The organism is Streptomyces sp. NPDC059875, from assembly GCF_042731085.1.
In the GTDB taxonomy this organism is placed as follows: domain Bacteria; phylum Actinomycetota; class Actinomycetes; order Streptomycetales; family Streptomycetaceae; genus Streptomyces.
Genome location: NZ_JBHWJZ010000015.1, coordinates 68561 through 85813, shown reverse-complemented (window position 1 = coordinate 85813; position 17253 = coordinate 68561). Strand labels below are relative to the sequence as shown.

13 protein-coding genes and 2 pseudogenes are annotated in these 17253 nt (G+C 68.1%); 7 read left to right on the top strand and 8 right to left on the bottom strand.

The features are described 5' to 3' along the window. Nucleotides 1–117: 117 nt before the first annotated feature. The 3 genes and pseudogenes from ACFV9D_RS19925 to ACFV9D_RS19915 all read left to right on the top strand — a co-directional run. Nucleotides 118–1446 (top strand): class I SAM-dependent RNA methyltransferase, encoded by a 1329-nt coding sequence (locus tag ACFV9D_RS19925; protein ID WP_385147510.1) that lies wholly within the window; start codon nt 118–120, stop codon nt 1444–1446. Between the two features lie 407 nt (nt 1447–1853). Further along, a pseudogene (locus ACFV9D_RS19920) lies at nt 1854–1978 on the top strand (CorA family divalent cation transporter); the annotation flags it as partial. A 43-nt stretch (nt 1979–2021) separates the two neighbouring features. Continuing rightward, nucleotides 2022–2330 (top strand): annotated as a pseudogene (locus tag ACFV9D_RS19915) (acetoacetate--CoA ligase); the annotation flags it as partial. A 157-nt stretch (nt 2331–2487) separates the two neighbouring features. On the opposite strand, the gene ACFV9D_RS19910 reads toward ACFV9D_RS19915, so the two are convergent. The 4 genes from ACFV9D_RS19910 to ACFV9D_RS19895 all read right to left on the bottom strand — a co-directional run bounded on the left by ACFV9D_RS19910 (nt 2488) and on the right by ACFV9D_RS19895 (nt 8616). Next, complete coding sequence (locus ACFV9D_RS19910) at nt 2488–4161, bottom strand: ATP-binding protein (protein WP_385147507.1); 1674 nt, start codon at nt 4159–4161, stop codon at nt 2488–2490. After that, entirely contained in the window at nt 4161–4880 is a 720-nt protein-coding gene (locus ACFV9D_RS19905; protein ID WP_385147504.1) for a response regulator transcription factor, read from the bottom strand. Before ACFV9D_RS19905 ends, ACFV9D_RS19910 begins: the two co-directional genes overlap by 1 nt. Nucleotides 4881–4974: 94 nt before the next feature. Then, the gene (locus tag ACFV9D_RS19900; RefSeq protein ID WP_385147731.1) at nt 4975–7095 is read right to left on the bottom strand and encodes an MMPL family transporter; all 2121 of its coding nucleotides are present in this window, start codon (nt 7093–7095) and stop codon (nt 4975–4977) included. A 216-nt stretch (nt 7096–7311) separates the two neighbouring features. Next, a complete protein-coding gene (locus ACFV9D_RS19895; protein WP_385147501.1) occupies nt 7312–8616 on the bottom strand; it encodes an MFS transporter in 1305 nt (434 codons plus the stop codon). Between ACFV9D_RS19895 and ACFV9D_RS19890 the strand changes: the two genes are divergently transcribed. Beyond that, nucleotides 8615–9595 (top strand): LysR family transcriptional regulator, encoded by a 981-nt coding sequence (locus ACFV9D_RS19890; protein ID WP_385147498.1) that lies wholly within the window; start codon nt 8615–8617, stop codon nt 9593–9595. The two genes, ACFV9D_RS19895 and ACFV9D_RS19890, sit on opposite strands and share 2 nt — an antisense overlap. A gap of 31 nt (nt 9596–9626) precedes the next feature. On the opposite strand, the gene ACFV9D_RS19885 is transcribed toward ACFV9D_RS19890, so the two are convergent. The 3 genes from ACFV9D_RS19885 to ACFV9D_RS19875 all read right to left on the bottom strand — a co-directional run bounded on the left by ACFV9D_RS19885 (nt 9627) and on the right by ACFV9D_RS19875 (nt 12367). Then, nucleotides 9627–10535 carry a LysR family transcriptional regulator gene (locus tag ACFV9D_RS19885; RefSeq protein WP_385147495.1) on the bottom strand — a complete coding sequence of 303 codons (909 nt, stop codon included), beginning with the start codon at nt 10533–10535 and terminating at the stop codon, nt 9627–9629. 79 nt (nt 10536–10614) lie between these two features. Further along, complete coding sequence (locus ACFV9D_RS19880; protein ID WP_385147492.1) at nt 10615–11550, bottom strand: dihydrodipicolinate synthase family protein; 936 nt, start codon at nt 11548–11550, stop codon at nt 10615–10617. A 31-nt stretch (nt 11551–11581) separates the two neighbouring features. Next, the gene (locus tag ACFV9D_RS19875; protein WP_385147489.1) at nt 11582–12367 is read right to left on the bottom strand and encodes an SDR family oxidoreductase; all 786 of its coding nucleotides are present in this window, start codon (nt 12365–12367) and stop codon (nt 11582–11584) included. A 324-nt stretch (nt 12368–12691) separates the two neighbouring features. Between ACFV9D_RS19875 and ACFV9D_RS19870 the strand changes: the two genes are divergently transcribed. Both ACFV9D_RS19870 and ACFV9D_RS19865 read left to right on the top strand, forming a co-directional pair. Further along, nucleotides 12692–13708 carry a zinc-binding dehydrogenase gene (locus ACFV9D_RS19870; protein WP_385147486.1) on the top strand — a complete coding sequence of 339 codons (1017 nt, stop codon included), beginning with the start codon at nt 12692–12694 and terminating at the stop codon, nt 13706–13708. 68 nt (nt 13709–13776) lie between these two features. Further along, a complete protein-coding gene (locus tag ACFV9D_RS19865) occupies nt 13777–14883 on the top strand; it encodes a DUF3500 domain-containing protein (protein WP_385147483.1) in 1107 nt (368 codons plus the stop codon). A 62-nt stretch (nt 14884–14945) separates the two neighbouring features. On the opposite strand, the gene ACFV9D_RS19860 is transcribed toward ACFV9D_RS19865, so the two are convergent. Beyond that, nucleotides 14946–16244, bottom strand: coding sequence for a YhgE/Pip domain-containing protein (locus tag ACFV9D_RS19860; RefSeq protein ID WP_385147479.1), 1299 nt, complete (start codon nt 16242–16244; stop codon nt 14946–14948). A gap of 188 nt (nt 16245–16432) precedes the next feature. Here ACFV9D_RS19860 and ACFV9D_RS19855 point away from each other — a divergent pair, with 188 nt between their 5' ends. Next, complete coding sequence (locus tag ACFV9D_RS19855) at nt 16433–17161, top strand: TetR/AcrR family transcriptional regulator (protein WP_385147477.1); 729 nt, start codon at nt 16433–16435, stop codon at nt 17159–17161. Nucleotides 17162–17253: the final 92 nt, after the last annotated feature.

The window sequence follows — 17253 nt, the reverse complement described above, 5'->3', positions numbered from 1 at the left end:
CCTCTGGGCTGAGATCAACAGGAGGTAGTACGGGTTGAGCATCAGGTACCTGCGCCACAGTCGACCCGGTTCCGAGGCCAGCCGCCCACCTCTCTCTTTCTCTGGAGTCACCCCGTCATGCAGAACGCTCCTGTTCCTTCGTTGGTCGGGGAAGAGTACGAGGTCGAGGTCGGCCCGGTGGCCCATGGCGGCCACTGCATCGCGCGTACGGAGGGCGGCCGGGTCCTCTTCGTCCGGCACGCGCTGCCGGGCGAGCGCGTGATCGCCCGGGTGACGGAGGGCGAGGAGACGTCCCGCTACCTGCGCGCCGACGCCATCACGATCCTGGATGCCTCCAAGGACCGGGTGGAGGCCCCCTGCCCCTTCGCGGGCCCGGGCAAGTGCGGCGGCTGCGACTGGCAGCACGCCAAGCCGGGCGCCCAGCGCCGCCTCAAGGGCGAGGTCATCGCCGAGCAGCTCCAGCGCCTGGCCGGGCTCACCCCCGAGGAGGCCGGCTGGGACGGCACCGTGATGCCGGCCGAGGGCGACAAGCTCCCGGCGGGCGAGGTCCCGCAGTGGCGCACCCGCGTCCAGTACGCGGTCGACGCCGAGGGCCACGCGGGCCTGCGCCGCCACCGCTCGCACGAGGTCGAGGTGATCGACCACTGCATGATCGCGGCTGAGGGCGTGTCCGAGCTCGGCATCGAGAAGCGGACCTGGGAGGGCATGGCGTCGATCGAGGCGATCGCCGCCTCGGGCTCGGGCGACCGCCAGGTGGTCCTGACCCCGCGCCCCGGCGCGCGGCTGCCCCTGGTCGAACTGGACAAGCCGGTCTCGGTCCTCCGCGTCGACGAGAAGGACGGCGGTGTCCACCGCGTCCACGGCCGCCCGTTCGTCCGCGAGCGCGCCGACGACCGCACGTACCGCGTCGGCAACGGCGGCTTCTGGCAGGTCCACCCGAAGGCCGCGCAGACGCTGGTCCTCGCCGTGATGCAGGGCCTGATGCCCCGCAAGGGCGACACCGCCCTCGACCTCTACTGCGGCGTCGGCCTCTTCGCGGGCGCGATCGCCGACCGCGTGGGCGACCAGGGCGCGGTCCTCGGCATCGAGTCGGGCAAGCGCGCGGTCGAGGACGCCCGCCACAACCTCGAGGCCTACGACCGCGTCCGCATCGAGCAGGGCAAGGTCGAGTCGGTCCTCCCGCGCACCCGGATCACCGAGGTCGACCTGATCGTCCTCGACCCGCCCCGCGCCGGCGCGGGCAAGCAGACGGTCAAGCACCTCGCCGGCCTGGGCGCCCGCCGCATCGCCTACGTCGCCTGCGACCCGGCGGCCCTGGCCCGCGACCTCGCGTACTTCAAGGAGGGCGGCTACCGGGTGCGGACGCTGCGGGCGTTCGACCTGTTCCCGATGACGCACCACGTGGAGTGCGTTGCGATCCTTGAGCCCGCTGAAAAGGGCCGCTGACCTGCTGTTTCTCTGGGTGTGCGTTATGGGCGTTACGTGCGTTAGGTGCGAAATCTTGACGCATATTCGACGCACGTGACGCACGTTTGACGCACGAGCGGCGCCGTTTCTGACGGGTCGTCATGCACGTTGGGTTGGCCTCGGGACGGGCCCCTCAGTCGTACGGCTGAGGGCACCCTGTAAGGGTGGGGGGCCGGCTGTCGAACCGTCGGCTGATCCCGCCCGCTCGCCTCGCGGTGCTGACGTTCCGTGACGCTGGTGGTGGGGGGCAGGCGGGTGTCGTGTCAGGGGCTGTAGGGGCTCCAGTGTCCTCGACGTCATCCAGGCCATGGAGATCGACGTCGAGGACGTCGAGACCGAGGTCTTCCCACCCGAGCACGGCCGCGAAGCGGGCCGTGTCTATCAACTACGGCATGAACTTCGACCACATGCCCGAACTCCGCTGGACCTTCGGCTACCCCTCGTCCTCGCCGTCACGGCCACGGTGATCACCCTCCTGCGCAGAACCCTCCGGCGTAGAGGCTGGCTGTGATGGACCGCCCGGGGCAAGACCTATCGCCTGTGGGCGCGTTCGGGTGCCCCTGTTCGTGGTCCTCGCGGCCGGAGCGACCCTGGACGACGCCCTCGACGAGAAGATCCGTGACTCCATCCGCACCGGCGCCTCCCCGCGCCACGTCCCCGACGAGATCCTCGAAGTGCCGGCCATCCTGCACACCCGCACCGGCAAGAAGCTGGAGGTCCCGGTCAAACGCCTGATCCAGGGCGCCCCGGTCGAGCATGTCGTCAACCCGGCCGCCGTGGACGCTCCCGACCTCATCGACTACCACGCCCGCCTGGGCGCCGAACGCCGGGACCGGGTGACGGGAAATCCGCAGGTCGGCTGACGATCACCGCCACGGCCCGGTGCTGAGCGTGGACGAGCTCCGCGAGGCCGCGCGGGTCCTTGCTGCTGCGCAGTGCGGTCGGTCTGGGCGGAAACTCGGCTGACGGCGCCGCGGCCACGGCGGTGCGGCAACTGGCCGGTCCGGTCGGAGCCTACTGTCAGCCACGGCGGGATCTCGGTGGGCGCCGCCTCCTCGCGGCGCCCTTCGCACGGTGATGCGCACAAACCAGGGGAAGGTATTTGGCGGGGGTGCGCGCGGGCATGAACCACGCCGGCGTGTGCCCGGCTGGGACCGTCGGCGTCGCGATCCGGAGCGTTCTGATCGACGTCCGCAGTCGCACTGAAAAGGCACCGAGTCCTTGATTTCCAAATCGCGGAAACCACCACGCGTCAGCGGCGCGGCACGGCGTCTCCTTGGCAGCGTGAGGTAGCCGGATGGTGACGGTAGTGCCCACGCCGACTTCGGAGTCCACGCCCACCTGCCCGTGATGGGCGTGAACGATGGCCTCGACGATGGCGAGACCGAGGCCGGAACCGCCGTAGGCGCGGCTGCGGCTGGCCTCGGCGCGCCAGAAGCGTTCCAAGACGCGTGGTAGGTCCTGGGGTGAGATGCCTGGTCCGTTGTCGTTGACCTTGAGCTGGACAGCGCCACGGATGTGGGTGATGTCGACAACGACAGACGTCTGTGCGGGGGTGTGCTGGACGGCGTTGCCGACGAGGTTGCGTACGGCCTGCTGCAGTCGGGCTGCGTCGCCGCGGACGGGCGTCGGCGGCGCCGGTACGAGATCGATGCTGCGGTCGGGATAGATGATCTGCGCGTCCTCGACAACGCTGGCCGCCAGTGCGGTGAGGTCGACGTCGTCCTGGTCCATGGGGCGTCCGGCGTCCAGGCGGGCGAGCAGCGCGAGGTCCTCGACGAGGAGGCGCATGCGTCCCACTTCGTTCTCGATGTGGTCGAGCGCCTTCTCCAGGCCCGGCCCCGAGACGCCGCCCTGGCGGTGCAGATCGAGCCAGCCCGAGATCGTCGACAGCGGCGTGCGTAGTTCGTGGGAGGTGTCGGCGGCCATCGACCTGACGGTCGCTTCCGCGCGGGCCTGGGCGTCGAAGGCGCGGTTGACGGCTTCCGCCAGCAGGTCGGTCTCGCTGTTGTCGCCGCGAGTGGGCAGGCGCTCGGATCGCGAGCCGCCGGCGATGGCTTCGGCGGCGTGGGCCATCTGGGCCAGGGGGCGCATGCCCAGGCGAAGGACGATCGTGGCAAGCCCCAGAAGGAGTGCCAGCGCGGCTCCGACGAGGGCGAGTTGACGCTCGACGAGGGTGTCCGTGGTGGCGTCGTCCACGGACGTGTCAGTGGCCAGGACGAGGGCGGCCGGCTGGACGGTGCGCTCGCTCGGGCCTCGTTCAAGTGTCAGGCCAGGGCTGAGGATGCGGATGGCTTTGAAATTGTTCGGGCCGTCCGCTCTGTCGTAGGTGACGACTTCACCGGGTGCCACGGTGCCGGTCAGCGCGACGAGTGTCGTGGCGGCCGAGGAGGCCGCACCTGTTGCGGCGAGCACACGGTTGTCGGCATCGACGGCGACGATGCCGAGCGGTGGGCCGAGGACCGCGCCGAGTTGGTCGGCGTTGGCGGACTGCGGGCCTTGAGCGATGACGTCTGTGATCCGTTCGGCACTGGCTCGGAGCGTGTTCTCGTCCCGCTCGAGCAGGAAGTCCTCCAGGAGGAGGGTGCTGCTGGCCGCAGAGGCGATCAGGCCGGCTGTGAGGAGGAGGGCGAGTCCGGCCAGCAGGCGCGTGCGGACGCTGGAGAAGGACCAGGGCAGACGGCCGCTGGGCATCACTGATGGGCCTGCTCTCGAAGGGTGTAGCCGACGCCGCGGAGGGTGTGGAGCAGCGGCTCACGTCCGTGGTCGATCTTTCGGCGCAGGTTGGAGATGAAGCGCTCGACGACGACGGAGTCCCTGCCGAAGTCGTATTGCCAGACGGCTTCGAGGATCTGGGCGCGGGAGAGGACCTGGCCCTGGTGGCTCATCAGGTAGTGCAGCAGCCGGTACTCGGTGGGAGACAGTTCGATGAGTCGGCCCGCGCGGCGGACCTCATGGCGTGGGTCGTCGATCTCGAGGTCGACGCAGCGCAACAGGGTGTCCTCGGCTGCCGGGGTGCCGCCGCGGGCTCTGCGGAGCAGGGCCTGCAGTCGTGCGCCGACCTCGACGACGCTGAAGGGTTTGGTGACGTAGTCGTCGCCGCCCAGGCGCAGACCGCGTACCCGGTCCTCGACGGCATCGCGGGCGGTGAGAAAGAGGACCGGCACGTCGACGGCACGGGACCGGAGCAGTTGGAGGATCTCGAAGCCATCGGCGCCGGGAAGCATGACGTCCAGCACGATGACGTCCGGGGCCCGGCGGGCGACCTGTTCGAGTGCTTCGGTCAGGTCGCCCGCCACATCCACCTCGAATCCGGCGAACCCGAGTGCGGAGATCAGCAGGCGCCGGATACCCGGGTCGTCGTCGATGACGAGCACGTGGTCTGCGGGGCTCGGCGTCTCGACGGCGTTCACGTGCACTCCTCGCGCGGGGGAAGGGAGTTGTCCAACTTCTGTCGCATCCGAGGACAGGATCGAGCGACGCAAGTCCTGGTATCGGCGCATCCGTTCATCGTGGTACGGGCTCGTTGGGGTGGGTCTCCTTGCCGGTGGTGTCGACGGTGCCGGGGGCGTGGAAGTTCTCGCCTTCGACGTCGAGGTGGGGCAAGACCCGATCGAGTCGGCGAGGCAGCCACCAGGCCCGGTCGCCGAGAAGGGCCAGCACCGCCGGGACAAGGGTCATGCGGACCAGGAAGGCGTCGACCAGTACGCCGAAGGCCAGCGCGAACGCGATCGGCATGATGTCGATGTCGTGAGAGAACAGGAAGCTGACGAACACCGAGATCATGATGACCGCGGCCGACGTCACCACGCGGGCCGCGTTGTGCGCGCCGGCGATGATGGCCGCCCGGGCGTTGCGGCGGTGGACATAGTCCTCGCGCATCGCGGACACGAGGAAGACCTCGTAGTCCATGGCGAGGCCGAAGAGCACGGCCATCACGATGATGGGCACGAAGCTGGCGACGGGCCCCTGGCTGGGTACCCCCAGCAGGCCGGACAGCCAGCCCCACTGGAAGACCGCGACGGTGGCGCCGAAGGCCGCGCCGATGGACAGCAGGAATCCCACGGTCGCCTTGATGGGGACGGCGACGGACCGGAACGCGACCATCAGGAGCAGCAGAGACAGTCCGACGACGACGATCGCGAAGGGCACCAGCGCGCCGCTGAGTTTGGACGACACGTCGATACTGACGGCGGTCAACCCGGTCACCGCCACGTAGGTGTCGGTCGAGCGGGTAATGCTCTGCATCTCCGTGCGCAGCTGCGCGACCAGGTCGCTGGTCTCCTGGGAGCGCGGTCCAGTGGTGGGGACGACCTGGATGCGGGCCGCCTTCTTGCCGTCAGCCACATCGACGCCACTTACGTTCGCGATGCCCTTGATGTCGTTCAGCTTGTCCTCGACGACCGTGGCCGTGGACCGGATCGCGCCCGGATCGTCATCCTCGATGAGGATGACCAGGGGACCGTTCGCGCCTGGCCCGAAGGCGTCGCTGATCATGTCGTAGGCCTGGCGGCTGGACGTGGTGGTGGCATTGGAGCCCTCGTCGGTGAGGGCGAGCTTGAGCTGCAATGCGGGAATCGCCAGGGCGATGAGGGCGACAGTGCCCACGATCAGGTTGCGCAGGGGATGGCGCAGTACGCCCTGAGTCCAGCGCACGCCCAGGGTGACCGTGTTGCTGTGGCCGGCCTGGCGGGCGGCACGTGCACCTGGCTTGGGGATGAGCCGGTGCCCGGCCGCGCCCATCAGGGCAGGCAGCAACGTGAGCGCCATGATCACGGCGACCGCAACGGCTCCTGCGGAAGCGAGTCCCATGGAGGTCAGCATCGGGACACCCGCGACGGACAGGCCCGCCAGAGCGATGACGACGGTGGCACCGGCGAAGACGACGGCGCTGCCGGCGGTCGCGGTGGCCCTGGCTATGGACTCCCGGACGGGAGTGCCGTCCGCGAGCTGGGCACGGTGGCGGGAGACGATGAACAGGGCGTAGTCGATGCCGACCGCCAGTCCCAGCATGATCGCCAGGGTCGGGGCGTTGTCGGATACCCCGAACACCGAGGCCAGACCCATCATGGCGACCATGGTGCCCCCGACGCCCAGAATGGCGGTGAGCAGAGGGAGACCGGCGGCGAGCATCGAACCGAACGTGATCACCAGGGCAGCCAGGGCCACCCCGAGGCCGATCATCTCGGTGGGACCGAAGGGCGAGGTGTGCGGAGCGTAGGCGTCACTGCCGTAGACGGTCTTGAGCCCCACTCCTCGCGCCCCGGCCCCCGCTTCCTCGACGGCCCGCAGCGTCGTGTCGGCCGCCTCGCCGTCCAGCTTGGTGTCGAACAGGATGTGGGCGACCGCGGTGCGCTCGTCCTCGGAGACCTCGCCGCCGGCCGGACTACTGACCCCGATGACTCCGTCCACATGGCTGGTCGCGTCGAGGGTCGAAGCAAGGGACGCCTGGAACCCAGGCTCGGTCACCCTGTGGCCGGGAGGCGCCTGGAAGACGATCTGCCCGGACGTGCCGGCAGGTTCCGGCCAATGCCGGTCCATCTTGGTCAGCGCGGCTTCGGCCGGTGAGCCGGGGATGGAGTCGCTGTCCTGGAACGTGCCTGCGAACGAGATGCCCAAGCCGGCCACGGCACTCAGGGCGAGTAGCCATCCGACCAACATCGTTCGCCACCGTTCGGCCCCGAAGATACCCAGCCGATAGAGGAGCGTTGCCATATCTGTTTCTTCCGATAGAAGCGGGAGTGACGTGGCTGATCTTTGAGAACGGAGTTGACGTCCTGCCCACGGTGAAGCTGAGGGTTTCTTGACGGCCGTCGGGGGGCCTCACGAACCGTCAAACGTTGTTCACCGCAACGTTGAACGGTTTCGCTGTGGGGTGTATCGAGGGGCGAATTCGGCGAGCACCCGACGTGTGCTGAACAGCATGGCGACGGCGACGATGACCATGAAGATCAGCATCACTGAGCGCGCCGACATGCACTGAGTCGCGACCCCCAGCCCCACGACGGGCAGCGACAAGCCGACATACGTGCCGAGGAAGTAGCCGGCAAGAACCTCGGCGCGCGACTCCGGTGGGGCGGTAGACCCGGCCGCGGTCAGCGCGCTTCGGAAGGAGAGTCCGGCGCCTGCGCCGGTAAGCAGGCCGCCGATCACGAAGGTCGCCAGGTTCGGGATCCACATCCCAGCCGTGAGCGTCGCCAGCCCGGGGATGAGCAGCTGCGGTCCCAGGCGGAGGGTTCGGCGCAGATCCTCCTGGCCCGCCGCGATCTGGGCGATGGCGCCCGCGGCGAACGCCACGAATGCGACACCGCCGGCAAGGGCGTGCGAGTGCTCGTGCAGCGTCCCGGCCAGGAACGTCGGCACCAGGGAGTTGAAGACGCCGTACACGGAGAAGGCGGCGAAGCCCGTGGCGGTGGCGGCGAAGAACAGCCGTCGCGCGTGCCGGGGCACGGCGATGCGCTGGGGTCTGTACCGCGGCCCCGGCACCGGAACCTTCACGGTCTCGGGCGAGAGTGCGACCAGGAGTGCCAGGGCCAGCAGGGCGACGACGAAGACGACGTAGGGCAGCCGCAGCGGGTGCGGGGCGTATTCGGCGAGCAGCCCCGCGACCAGCGGCCCGACGCCTATGCCGCCCAGATTGGCGGCCGTGGCGACGATCTGGGCGCGGTGCGGGGATCCTGTCTCGCCGGTGCGTGTCCCGAGGTACAGCTCACCGAGGTAGGCGGTTGCCGTCGCGGTGGTCAGACCGATGGAGACGCCGCACACGACCCGGGCGAACAGAAGGCCAGCTAGGCCCGGCTCGCTCAGAAAGATCAACCCGCTGATCGCGTCGACCAGGAGCGCGGCCAGGAGGACCTTCTTGCGCCCTATCCAGTCGGAGACGTGGCCGCCGAAGAACAACCCGCCGATCACGCCGACGGCGTACGCGGCGTAGACGACCGTGATCATGATCGTGGAGAAGTGGTAGTGCTGCTGGTACAGCACGTAAAGGGGAGTGGGAACGGCCGAGAAGCCCATGTTCACCAGGAAGGCGAGCGTGACCACCCGGAATCCGAAGGCGTGTCGGCGCTGGTGACGTGTACGACCCGCACGCGGCCGGCCGTCGAATCCGAGGCCCCTGACGTGCTCAGCAGAGCGGACGGAAGACATGACTGCAGGCTTCCGTAGCTGCGGTTATGATGTCCAACGAAGAATATCGATAGTGATCATTGATGTGGAGCATGAAGTGGAGCTGCGGCACCTGCGGCACTTCATCGCTGTCGCCGAGGAAGGCAGCTTCACGCGCGCCGCGGCGCGCCTGCACTTGACGCAGTCGACCCTGTCCGTATCGGTCCGTTCTCTGGAGCGGGAGTTGGGCGGACCGCTCTTCGACCGCACGACCCACCGGGTCGAGCTCACCGACGCCGGCCGTGCCCTGCTGCCCGAAGCCCGCAATGCCCTTGCCGCGGTGGCCGCCGCTCGGGACGCCGTCACGGCAGCGCACGGCGGACTGCGCGGCACCGTCCGCCTCGGCATCATGCAGTCGCCCATGCTCATCGATCTGGCCGCGGTCATGGCCCGCTTCCACCGGGAACGCCCGCACGTGCAGATCGTCCCGAGCACCGCTGCGGGAGGCTCCGCCGAGCTGGCCGCGCGAGTCGTCGAGGGCGGGCTGGACCTGGCCTTCTCCGCGCTCCCCGGCGATTACCCGCCCGGTCTGACGGTTCGTCCGCTGGCGTCCGAGCCCCTCGTGCTGGCCTGCACGCACGACCACCCAGTCACCCAGCACGAGATCGTGCCGCTCGCCGCACTCGACGGCGAGCGGTTCGTGGACTTCCCGTCCGGCTGGGGCACACGGGCCTGCGTAGACCGGCTGTTCCTGCAGAACGGGCTGCACCGGGAGATCGTCGTCGAGGTGACCGACATTCCCGCGGCCGTCGACCTGGTCAGGGCCGGGTTCGGCTGCGCCTTCCTGAGCGCCTCATTGGTGTCCGGCCCGCGTGCCGACACCCTTGCCCTCCGCCCGGTGCTGCCGACGCCGAGTTTCGAGGTCGCGCTCATCACCTCTGAGCAACGCCGCCCCTCCGCTGCCGCCCGGGCCTTCATCGATCTCGTACTGGCGATGGGTACCGCATCGCCTGGCAACTGAAGCTCCTGGTCGTCTCGACGGCACCACTGCATCAGCAGCGGACGGCACCCTCAGGCAGGTCGCCCTCTGCAATCAGCGGCAGCTCGAGAGAGGTGAGCAAGTCCCGATAGCGCTCCGCCAGCTGCGAGGGATGCTTTCTGCTGTACGACACGAGCTCCCGGTAGAACCCCGGGCCGATTCTCCGTGCGTGCCTGGCCCAACCCAGGGGCACCGCGTTCTCCGGCGCCACGGTCATCCCGAGGCCCTCGACCGCGAACAGGAGAGCCGCCGACACCTGTCCCGTACGCGCAACGGCGCGCGGCGTGAAACCGAGATGCGCTGCCATCCAGTCCACGACCTGGCTCATGCCCTGCTCCGGCTCGTAAAGCACCCAGTCGGCATCGGTCAACTCGGCAGGCTCGGCGACCTCCTCCGCCCCGTGGGGCCCGGCTGGACCGATCACCACCATCTCCTCATAGCCGAGTGATACAACGGGCCCCTCCCACGAGGTGGGGCGTGGCCCGACGGCGATGTCACCCTGGCCGCTCCGTACGGCGTCCTCCAAGGCGCGGCGGTGCGAAAAGTCGTGCAGGCGCAGGACTGTTGAGGGGAACAAGGAGTGCCAACGTGCGGCGGACGACGGCAGGATGCCGGATGCCACGGATCTCACAGTCAGCACGTGGACGTCGCCCTTGCGGCCCTCGACCACCTGGCGAACGGAGTCCTGGGCGTCTTGAACGGCCTGGACGGCGCGTTGGGCCTGAGGCAGAAAGATCCGTCCGGCGGGGGTCAACGTGACGCCATGGCGACCGCGTTCGAGCAGTTCTGCCCCAAGTTCCTTCTCAAGAGCGCGGATCTGCTGAGAGAGCGAGGGCTGCGCGACGTACAGCCGGACCGCGGCTCCACTGAAGGAACCGGCCTCGCAGATGGCAATGAAGTACTCCAGCTGACGCAATTGCATGCGATCAGGCCACTCCTACCTCATCAGGACGTTGGTCCGCCCTCAGCTCCGCCCGGACGGGCGGGCCAGTCCGGATTCCTCAGGCCGCGAGAGCGACCCTACTGTCCTTGCGTGCCAGTCGTGTCAGCAGGTAGTCGACTTCGGCGCGGGCCGTGGCGGACAGGCCGGCCCCGGGCCGGCGCTGCGCATCGGAGATCAGCAAGCCCCGCCGCTTCATCACGTACTTGCGCACGGCCAAGCCGATCCCCTGTTGCTGCTCGTAACGCAGCAGAGGCAAGTGGGCGTCGAAGGCGTCATGGGCGGCGTCGCGGCGGCCGGCTGCCGTGTGGCGGACCACGTCCACGAGCAGCTCGGGAACGCAGTATCCCGTCATGGCGCCGTCCGCGCCACGCTCCGTCTCGAAGTCGAGGAACAGGCCGCCGTTTCCGCACAGGATCGACAGACGTGGCATCTCACCGGCGGCCTCCATCTGCCGCAGGCTGCTGATCTTCTCCAGGCCCGGCCAGTCCTCGTGCTTGAGCATCACGCACCCCGCCAGGGTGCTCGCGATCCGGGCGATGACGGACGGGGACATCTCCACGGAGAACGACAGCGGGTAGTCCTGGATCACGAAGGGCACGTCCTCGCCGAGGGCCGCGGCGGCTCCCTCGTAGTAGGCCACGATCCGGTCGTCGGTCCGCAGCGTGTTGGGCGGAGCGATCATGACGCCGGACGCGCCGGCCGACATGACCTCCGAGGACAGCGCGCGCATGGCCGCAAAGCCGGGTGCCGACACCCCGACGACGATGGGCAGTTCGGTCCGCTTCAGAACGTGCCTGACGATGCGCACGCCCTCTTCGTGGGACAGCTTGGGGGCCTCGCCCATCTGGCCGAGCAGTGTCAGGCCGGTGACCCCAGCAGATGCGTAGAAGTCCGTGAGCCGGCTGAGCGAGTCGAAATCAATGGCCCCTTCATCGTCGAACGGAGTCGGCGCGATAGCGAAAACACCCTGGGTCGTGCGCGTGAGCAGTTCCATGCCGCCGCCTTCTTTCGTCAGCTTTTCGGACTCAGATGCCGGCAATGAGGCCGCCGTCGACGCGGACGACACTGCCGGTGATATAGGCGGCCTGTACGCTCGCGAGAAAGGCGACCGTGGACGCGTACTCACGCGGCTCGCCGTAGCGCCCCACAGGGATGGACGCGACGCTCTCCGCAGTGGCCTGCTCGGCAGTCTTTCCCTCTCGCTCGGCTTTCGACCGGTCCAGAAACTGCACTCGCTCCGTGCGAATCCGGCCCGGAACAATGACGTTGCAGGTAATCCCGTCGGCTGCGACTTCACGCGCCAGGGTTTTCGACCACCCGAGGAGGCTGGACCGAAGCGTATTCGAGAGCCCCAGGTCGGGAATGGGAGAAACCACACCGGAGCTGGCGCTGGTGATGATCCGGCCCCAGCCGCGACTCCTCATCGACGGTGCCACCCTGTCGGTGATCGCCATCACAGACAGCACCATGGACTGGAAGTACCTCAACCAGACCTCGTGGTCCTGGCCGAGCACGGGCGAGGGCGGGGGGCCGCCCGTGTTGTTGACGAGAATGTCGACCGGACCGAGGGAATTCTCCACGAGTGCGACATTGGTGTCGATCGCGGCCAGATCGCTGAGATCCCATTTCACCGCCAAGGCGTTTCCGCCGGCGCTCCTCACGGACTCTGCGATCTTTTGTGCGGCCTGCAGGTCGATATCGGCAACTGCAATATTTGCACACTCTTCGGCGAGTGCGTGTGCGATTGCGCCTCCGATGCCTCCGCCTCCGCCCAGTACGAGTGCAGTCTTACCGGTAATTCCTAGGTCCACGGGTCCGCTCCTCAGGGGGCGCCTCGATCCACCGGTAATACGGTGATTCGCCAATCGGCGACGACTGTGGCACATCAGGCAAGCCGGTTGCCAATAGGAATCCATCCCTCGTCCTATAGGTAACCCCTATGCGTAACTCGTAGGGCGGAGCGGCATGAGTGTGGCAAGGATAGTTACGGGGCGTGAACGTCCCGTTCACCCGAACTGATGCGTGGCGTTGTGACCCGCAGTTGGAGACGCGACATGTCCTTGCCGGAAACCATGCAGGCGGCAGTGCTGGGCGAGCCCGGCGTCATCAGAACGACAACGCTTCCCCTGCCCCCCGTGGGTCCGGAAGACGTGCTGGTGCACGTCCGCAGAGCGTCGCTGTGCGGCACGGACCTCAAGATCCGCAGTCGGCACTTCTTCCCTCACGGCGGACCGGCCCCCGACGTGTTCGTCCCCGGGCACGAGTACGCGGGAGTCGTCGTGGCCATCGGGGACACCGTCGACGAGTTCCGCGGCGGCGATCGAGTCGTCACCGAAGCGCACCGCGGCTGCATGCGCTGCGCCAACTGCTTGGCCGGCGGCTACACCGACTGCCTCAACTACGGTCGCCGGCACAAGGGCCACCGCGTGCAGGGGATGACCGTGAACGGGGGATTCGCGGAGTACGCGGTCAACCATGTCTCCACCCTTCACCGACTTCCGGACGCCGTCGACTTCGATGCCGCCGTCGTCCTCACCACCGTGGGCACGGTCATGCATGCCTTCGACATACTCGACTCCTTGCTGGTAGGCGCGAGCGTTGCCGTGATCGGTCCGGGCCCCATCGGACTGCTCGCCACCCAGGTCGCCCGCGAGCTCGGGGCTCGGACGGTAGCCCTGATCGGTACACGTGACGCCCGCCTGGAGATCGGCAAGTCATTCGGTGCCGACCTGGTGCTCAACTCCCGGCAGAATGACGCCGTTGCCGCGGTGCGCGAAGCGACGCAGGGTGTGGGTGCCGACATCGTCCTGGAATGCTCGGGTGCTCCCAGCGCGGTGGACGACGCCCTCCGCATGGCCAAGCGAGCCGGCAAGGTCGTGCTCGTAGGCTTCTTCGAGGAGCCGGTGCGCGCCGACCTCAATCACGCCGTGATGAACGGGATCTCGATCGAGACAGTCCGCGGTGAGGGCGCCGGCTCGCTGGCCCGCGCGGTCTCTCTCGCGGCCCGCGGACGACTGCGTACGGCAGCGCTGATCACACACCACTTCCCTCTGCAGGACGTTGGCGAAGCCTTCGACACGTACGCCGAACGCCGGGGCAACGCCATCAAGGTCATGCTGGACGTGTCCGAAGACGGCGGAACGCACCCGTGACGAACGATGGTCGTAACGGACTGACGCCCCTTGCCTCTACATCTGGACGCGAGAGGGCGGCGGCGGCCATGGCAAGGGCTGCCGGCGCCTGGTTGGGCACCCTGAGCCAGGAACAGTTGTTCTTCGCGCAGTACGACTCGCCGCTCGACCCCGAAGCCGAGGTGGAAAGACTGCGGTGGTACTACACGCCGACGCATCACGGCGGGTTGGCCATCCGGGAACAGAGCGCCCACCAGCAAAGTCTGGCCATGCAGTTGGTGGCGACCGGGTTGTCCGAGGCCGGATACGCCATGGTCGCCACGGTGATGGGCCTGGAGAACATCCTGGACCAGGTAGAGGGGTGGCGGATCGACTGGGGGCGGGAGCGCGGTCGCGACCCAGGGCTGTACTGGCTGAGGATTTTCGGCAGACCGGGTGACCCGGTCTGGGCGTGGAGGTTCGGGGGTCACCACATCTCCCTGAACAACCTGATCGTGGCGGGCAGACTCGTCTCGACGACACCGTGCTTCATCGGTGCCGACCCCGCGAAGACCGTGCTGCTGGGTGGATCCTTGATCGCATTGGGCGGGATCGAGGACCAGGCACGGGAACTGGCGCGGACGCTGAGCGCACCACAACTCCGGCAGGCGCTGCTCCACCCGGCAGCCGTGTCCGACATCGTCTCCGGCAACAGGCCGAGAGTCCGCCACGGCGACACCATGATGCATATGCAGGACCTCTGGCGGGGCAGCTTCGCCGACCCGGCTCTGGCACGTCTCGTCGACGACATCGACCACCGGGCCGAGGAGGGCAGCGGGTACACCGAGGAGGACCACGCGCGCCTGGCGATCACGGTACCCCCCGGAGGCGTCAGCGCACGCGACCTGGACGAAGAGCAACGCCATGGACTACGACGGCTGCTCTCCCTCTACACCGGCCGGGCGCCGGAGGACCTTGCCAGGAGTTACGACGCCCACTACGCCTCGGACAGCATCCTCGACGAGGTCCACTTCGGCTGGGCCGGCAGCCTGGACGTCGGTGAACCGCACTACTACCGGCTGCACGGCCCCAGCGTCCTCGTCGAGTACGACAACACCCAGCGGCACGCCAACCATGCCCACTCGGTATGGCGCGATCCGGTCTCCGACTTCGGCCTGGACGTCCTGGCGGAACACCGAGCGCAAGCGGGCCACTGACGGACCGCGCGATCAGCCCCTCTGGCGGAAGTCCGTGACGGCGCCCGCCAGGGGGCCGGCGGTCACGCCTGCACGGTGGCAGGCGTGTGGCGCCGCAGCAGGCCCTTGCGATCGTAGGAGCGGGTGCCGATGCAGCCGACGATGATGCCGAGACCAAGCGCCGCGACGGAGGCGATCACGGCGCGGCCGAGGCCCGAGTCCCACGTGGCTCCGAAGTACAGAACCGAGCGGGTGCCGAGGTAGATCTGGTGCATTGGTTCGAATGAGGCGAGGAACCGGAGGAAGGAAGGAGTTGCCTCGAGCGGCGTCGTGCCCCCCGAGCTGGGAACCGACAGCACGATGAAGAGGAAGAGGTTGACCACCATGCCCAGGCCGCCCAGCAGGGCGAGGATCGACTGCACGACGACTGCGACGGCGGTGATCGCCAGCACGCTGAGCATCCACAGCGTCCAGGGGTGCTCCAGGGGCATCCCGGACCAAGCGGCCACCCCCAGATAGACCGTGCTGACGACCACCGCGAGACCGGCCATCAGGGCCCACTTCATCGTGAGGGTGGCCAGACGGCTGTGTCCCGAATTGTCCTCCAGCCGGTAAATCGGCCCCATCTCTGTCGGGATGAAGCCGAGGCGGGCGTCGACGAAGTTGCTGGCGATCAGGGAACCGGTGAAGCCGGCCAACACGAGGAGGAGGGCGTAGTACATCGCCGACATGCCGTTGCCCGTGCCGTCCGGAACACTTTGGAAGGGCGTGACCTGGATGTTCATGGGATCGGAGAGAATGAGGTGAGCAGCCCCCGACAGGCTTCGATCCCGAGATGTGTCGGTGGCCTGAGGTGACGTCGCGTCGGTGATGAGCTGCTCGCCCACCGTCTGGTTGGCTCGTGCGAGCGCCTGGTCGGAGAACGAGGTGACGATGGACGCGCTTGCGAGCTGGTTGGTGTAGACAGTGATCTCGGGCCGTGCCACGGCGCCGTCGGACATCGCCTCCGTGGAGAGCGCGGCCAGCTTCCTGCTGAGGTCGCTGGGCAGGACGATCGCACCGTAGATCCTCGCCTGGCCCATTTCGGCCTTCGCTTCGGCGAGGCTGAGCGTGCGCAGGTCGAACACATCACCGTCGACGTTCTTGTGCAGGCTGTCGACGATCTGTCCGCCGACGTTGACGTGCTGACCCGCAGGGTTGGTCACCCCGGCGTCGGCGTTGACGATCGCGATCGGGAAGTCGTCGATGTCATCGGACGAGCTGACCATCCCTCCCAGGTACATCGCGGCCAGCACCGCCATGACGATGGTGACGACTATCGAGGGGGCGAGCCACACGCGCGGGCCGAATCTGCTCCCTGGCGAGTCTGTGTCGTGCGCCATTGGCATGCCTCTCTGAAGCTCTTTCGGATACGTGGTAACCATAATAGCTGCGATGTCCGGCGTCGGTGGTGGATGCCCACGTGTGCGGGCGCCCCCGCACCCCTTCGAAAACGGATACGATAAGGCCGAAACTCCTGTTTCGCGCGTACGTGTCCGCAGTAAAGTCCGGCCGAGAGGATGACCGCTTCATGGCTTCGGAGGTCCAGCTCGTTCCGGGAAGCCCTGCCTGGTGGGCGAGCCGGACGCCCGCCCCTGCCTACCGGCGCGGGCGTCCTCCGATGGACGCCGGGCGGATCGTCGACACGGCCCTGAAGCTGATCGACGACGTCGGGATCCAGGCGTTGACCCTGCGCATGCTCGCCGATGCCATGGACTCGGGTACGGCAACGCTCTACCGCCACTTCAACGGCAAGGACGAACTCCTGGCTCTTGTCGCGGACAGAGTCCTCGGTGAGGTCCGTGTCCCGCCGGAGGAACTGGACGGCCTGTCCTGGCGGGAAGCGGTGACCGTCGCGGCGGAGGCTTTCTACGGCACCCTGTGCCGGCACCCCAACGTGCTGTCCTTGCTGGCCGCGCAGGTTCCCGTCGGCCCCAACGGCCTCCGCGCCAGGGAACGGCTCATCACGCTGTTCCTGAGCCACGGGTTCCCGGTCGGCCTGGCAGCCCGTGCTTTCACGGCCATCGGCCACTACGTGATCGGCTTCGCCATCCAGCAGCACGGCCCCGGGGCACCGCGACCCGAGGACCAGACGCATCTGCGGGACTACTACGACTCTCTTGACCGGGCCGTCTACCCGGCCACGAGGGCTGCGGCCGAGGAATTGACCTCCGTACCGCTGCAGGAGGAGTTCCGGTTCGGCCTGGACCTGCTCCTCGACGGGCTGGAGCAGGCCCGGCTCAACGTGTCACAGGACTGAAGAAACCTGAAGAAAGCATGGGGCGGTCCCGGAGGGGCATCTTTCCCTCCGGGACCAAGGCGAGGTGAGGACTTTCTCGACCGGACCGCTGG

What these genes read in the sequence shown, in the direction of transcription:
- ACFV9D_RS19925 (WP_385147510.1), top strand. Translation starts at nt 118, where the DNA reads ATGCAGAACGCTCCTGTTCCTTCGTTGGTCGGGGAAGAGTACGAGGTC.
- ACFV9D_RS19910 (WP_385147507.1), bottom strand. Translation starts at nt 4,161, where the DNA reads ATGCCCAGCGGCCGTCTGCCCTGGTCCTTCTCCAGCGTCCGCACGCGC.
- ACFV9D_RS19890 (WP_385147498.1), top strand. Translation starts at nt 8,615, where the DNA reads ATGACTGCAGGCTTCCGTAGCTGCGGTTATGATGTCCAACGAAGAATA.
- ACFV9D_RS19895 (WP_385147501.1), bottom strand. Translation starts at nt 8,616, where the DNA reads ATGTCTTCCGTCCGCTCTGCTGAGCACGTCAGGGGCCTCGGATTCGAC.
- ACFV9D_RS19885 (WP_385147495.1), bottom strand. Translation starts at nt 10,535, where the DNA reads ATGCAATTGCGTCAGCTGGAGTACTTCATTGCCATCTGCGAGGCCGGT.
- ACFV9D_RS19880 (WP_385147492.1), bottom strand. Translation starts at nt 11,550, where the DNA reads ATGGAACTGCTCACGCGCACGACCCAGGGTGTTTTCGCTATCGCGCCG.
- ACFV9D_RS19865 (WP_385147483.1), top strand. Translation starts at nt 13,777, where the DNA reads ATGGCAAGGGCTGCCGGCGCCTGGTTGGGCACCCTGAGCCAGGAACAG.
- ACFV9D_RS19860 (WP_385147479.1), bottom strand. Translation starts at nt 16,244, where the DNA reads ATGGCGCACGACACAGACTCGCCAGGGAGCAGATTCGGCCCGCGCGTG.
- ACFV9D_RS19855 (WP_385147477.1), top strand. Translation starts at nt 16,433, where the DNA reads ATGGCTTCGGAGGTCCAGCTCGTTCCGGGAAGCCCTGCCTGGTGGGCG.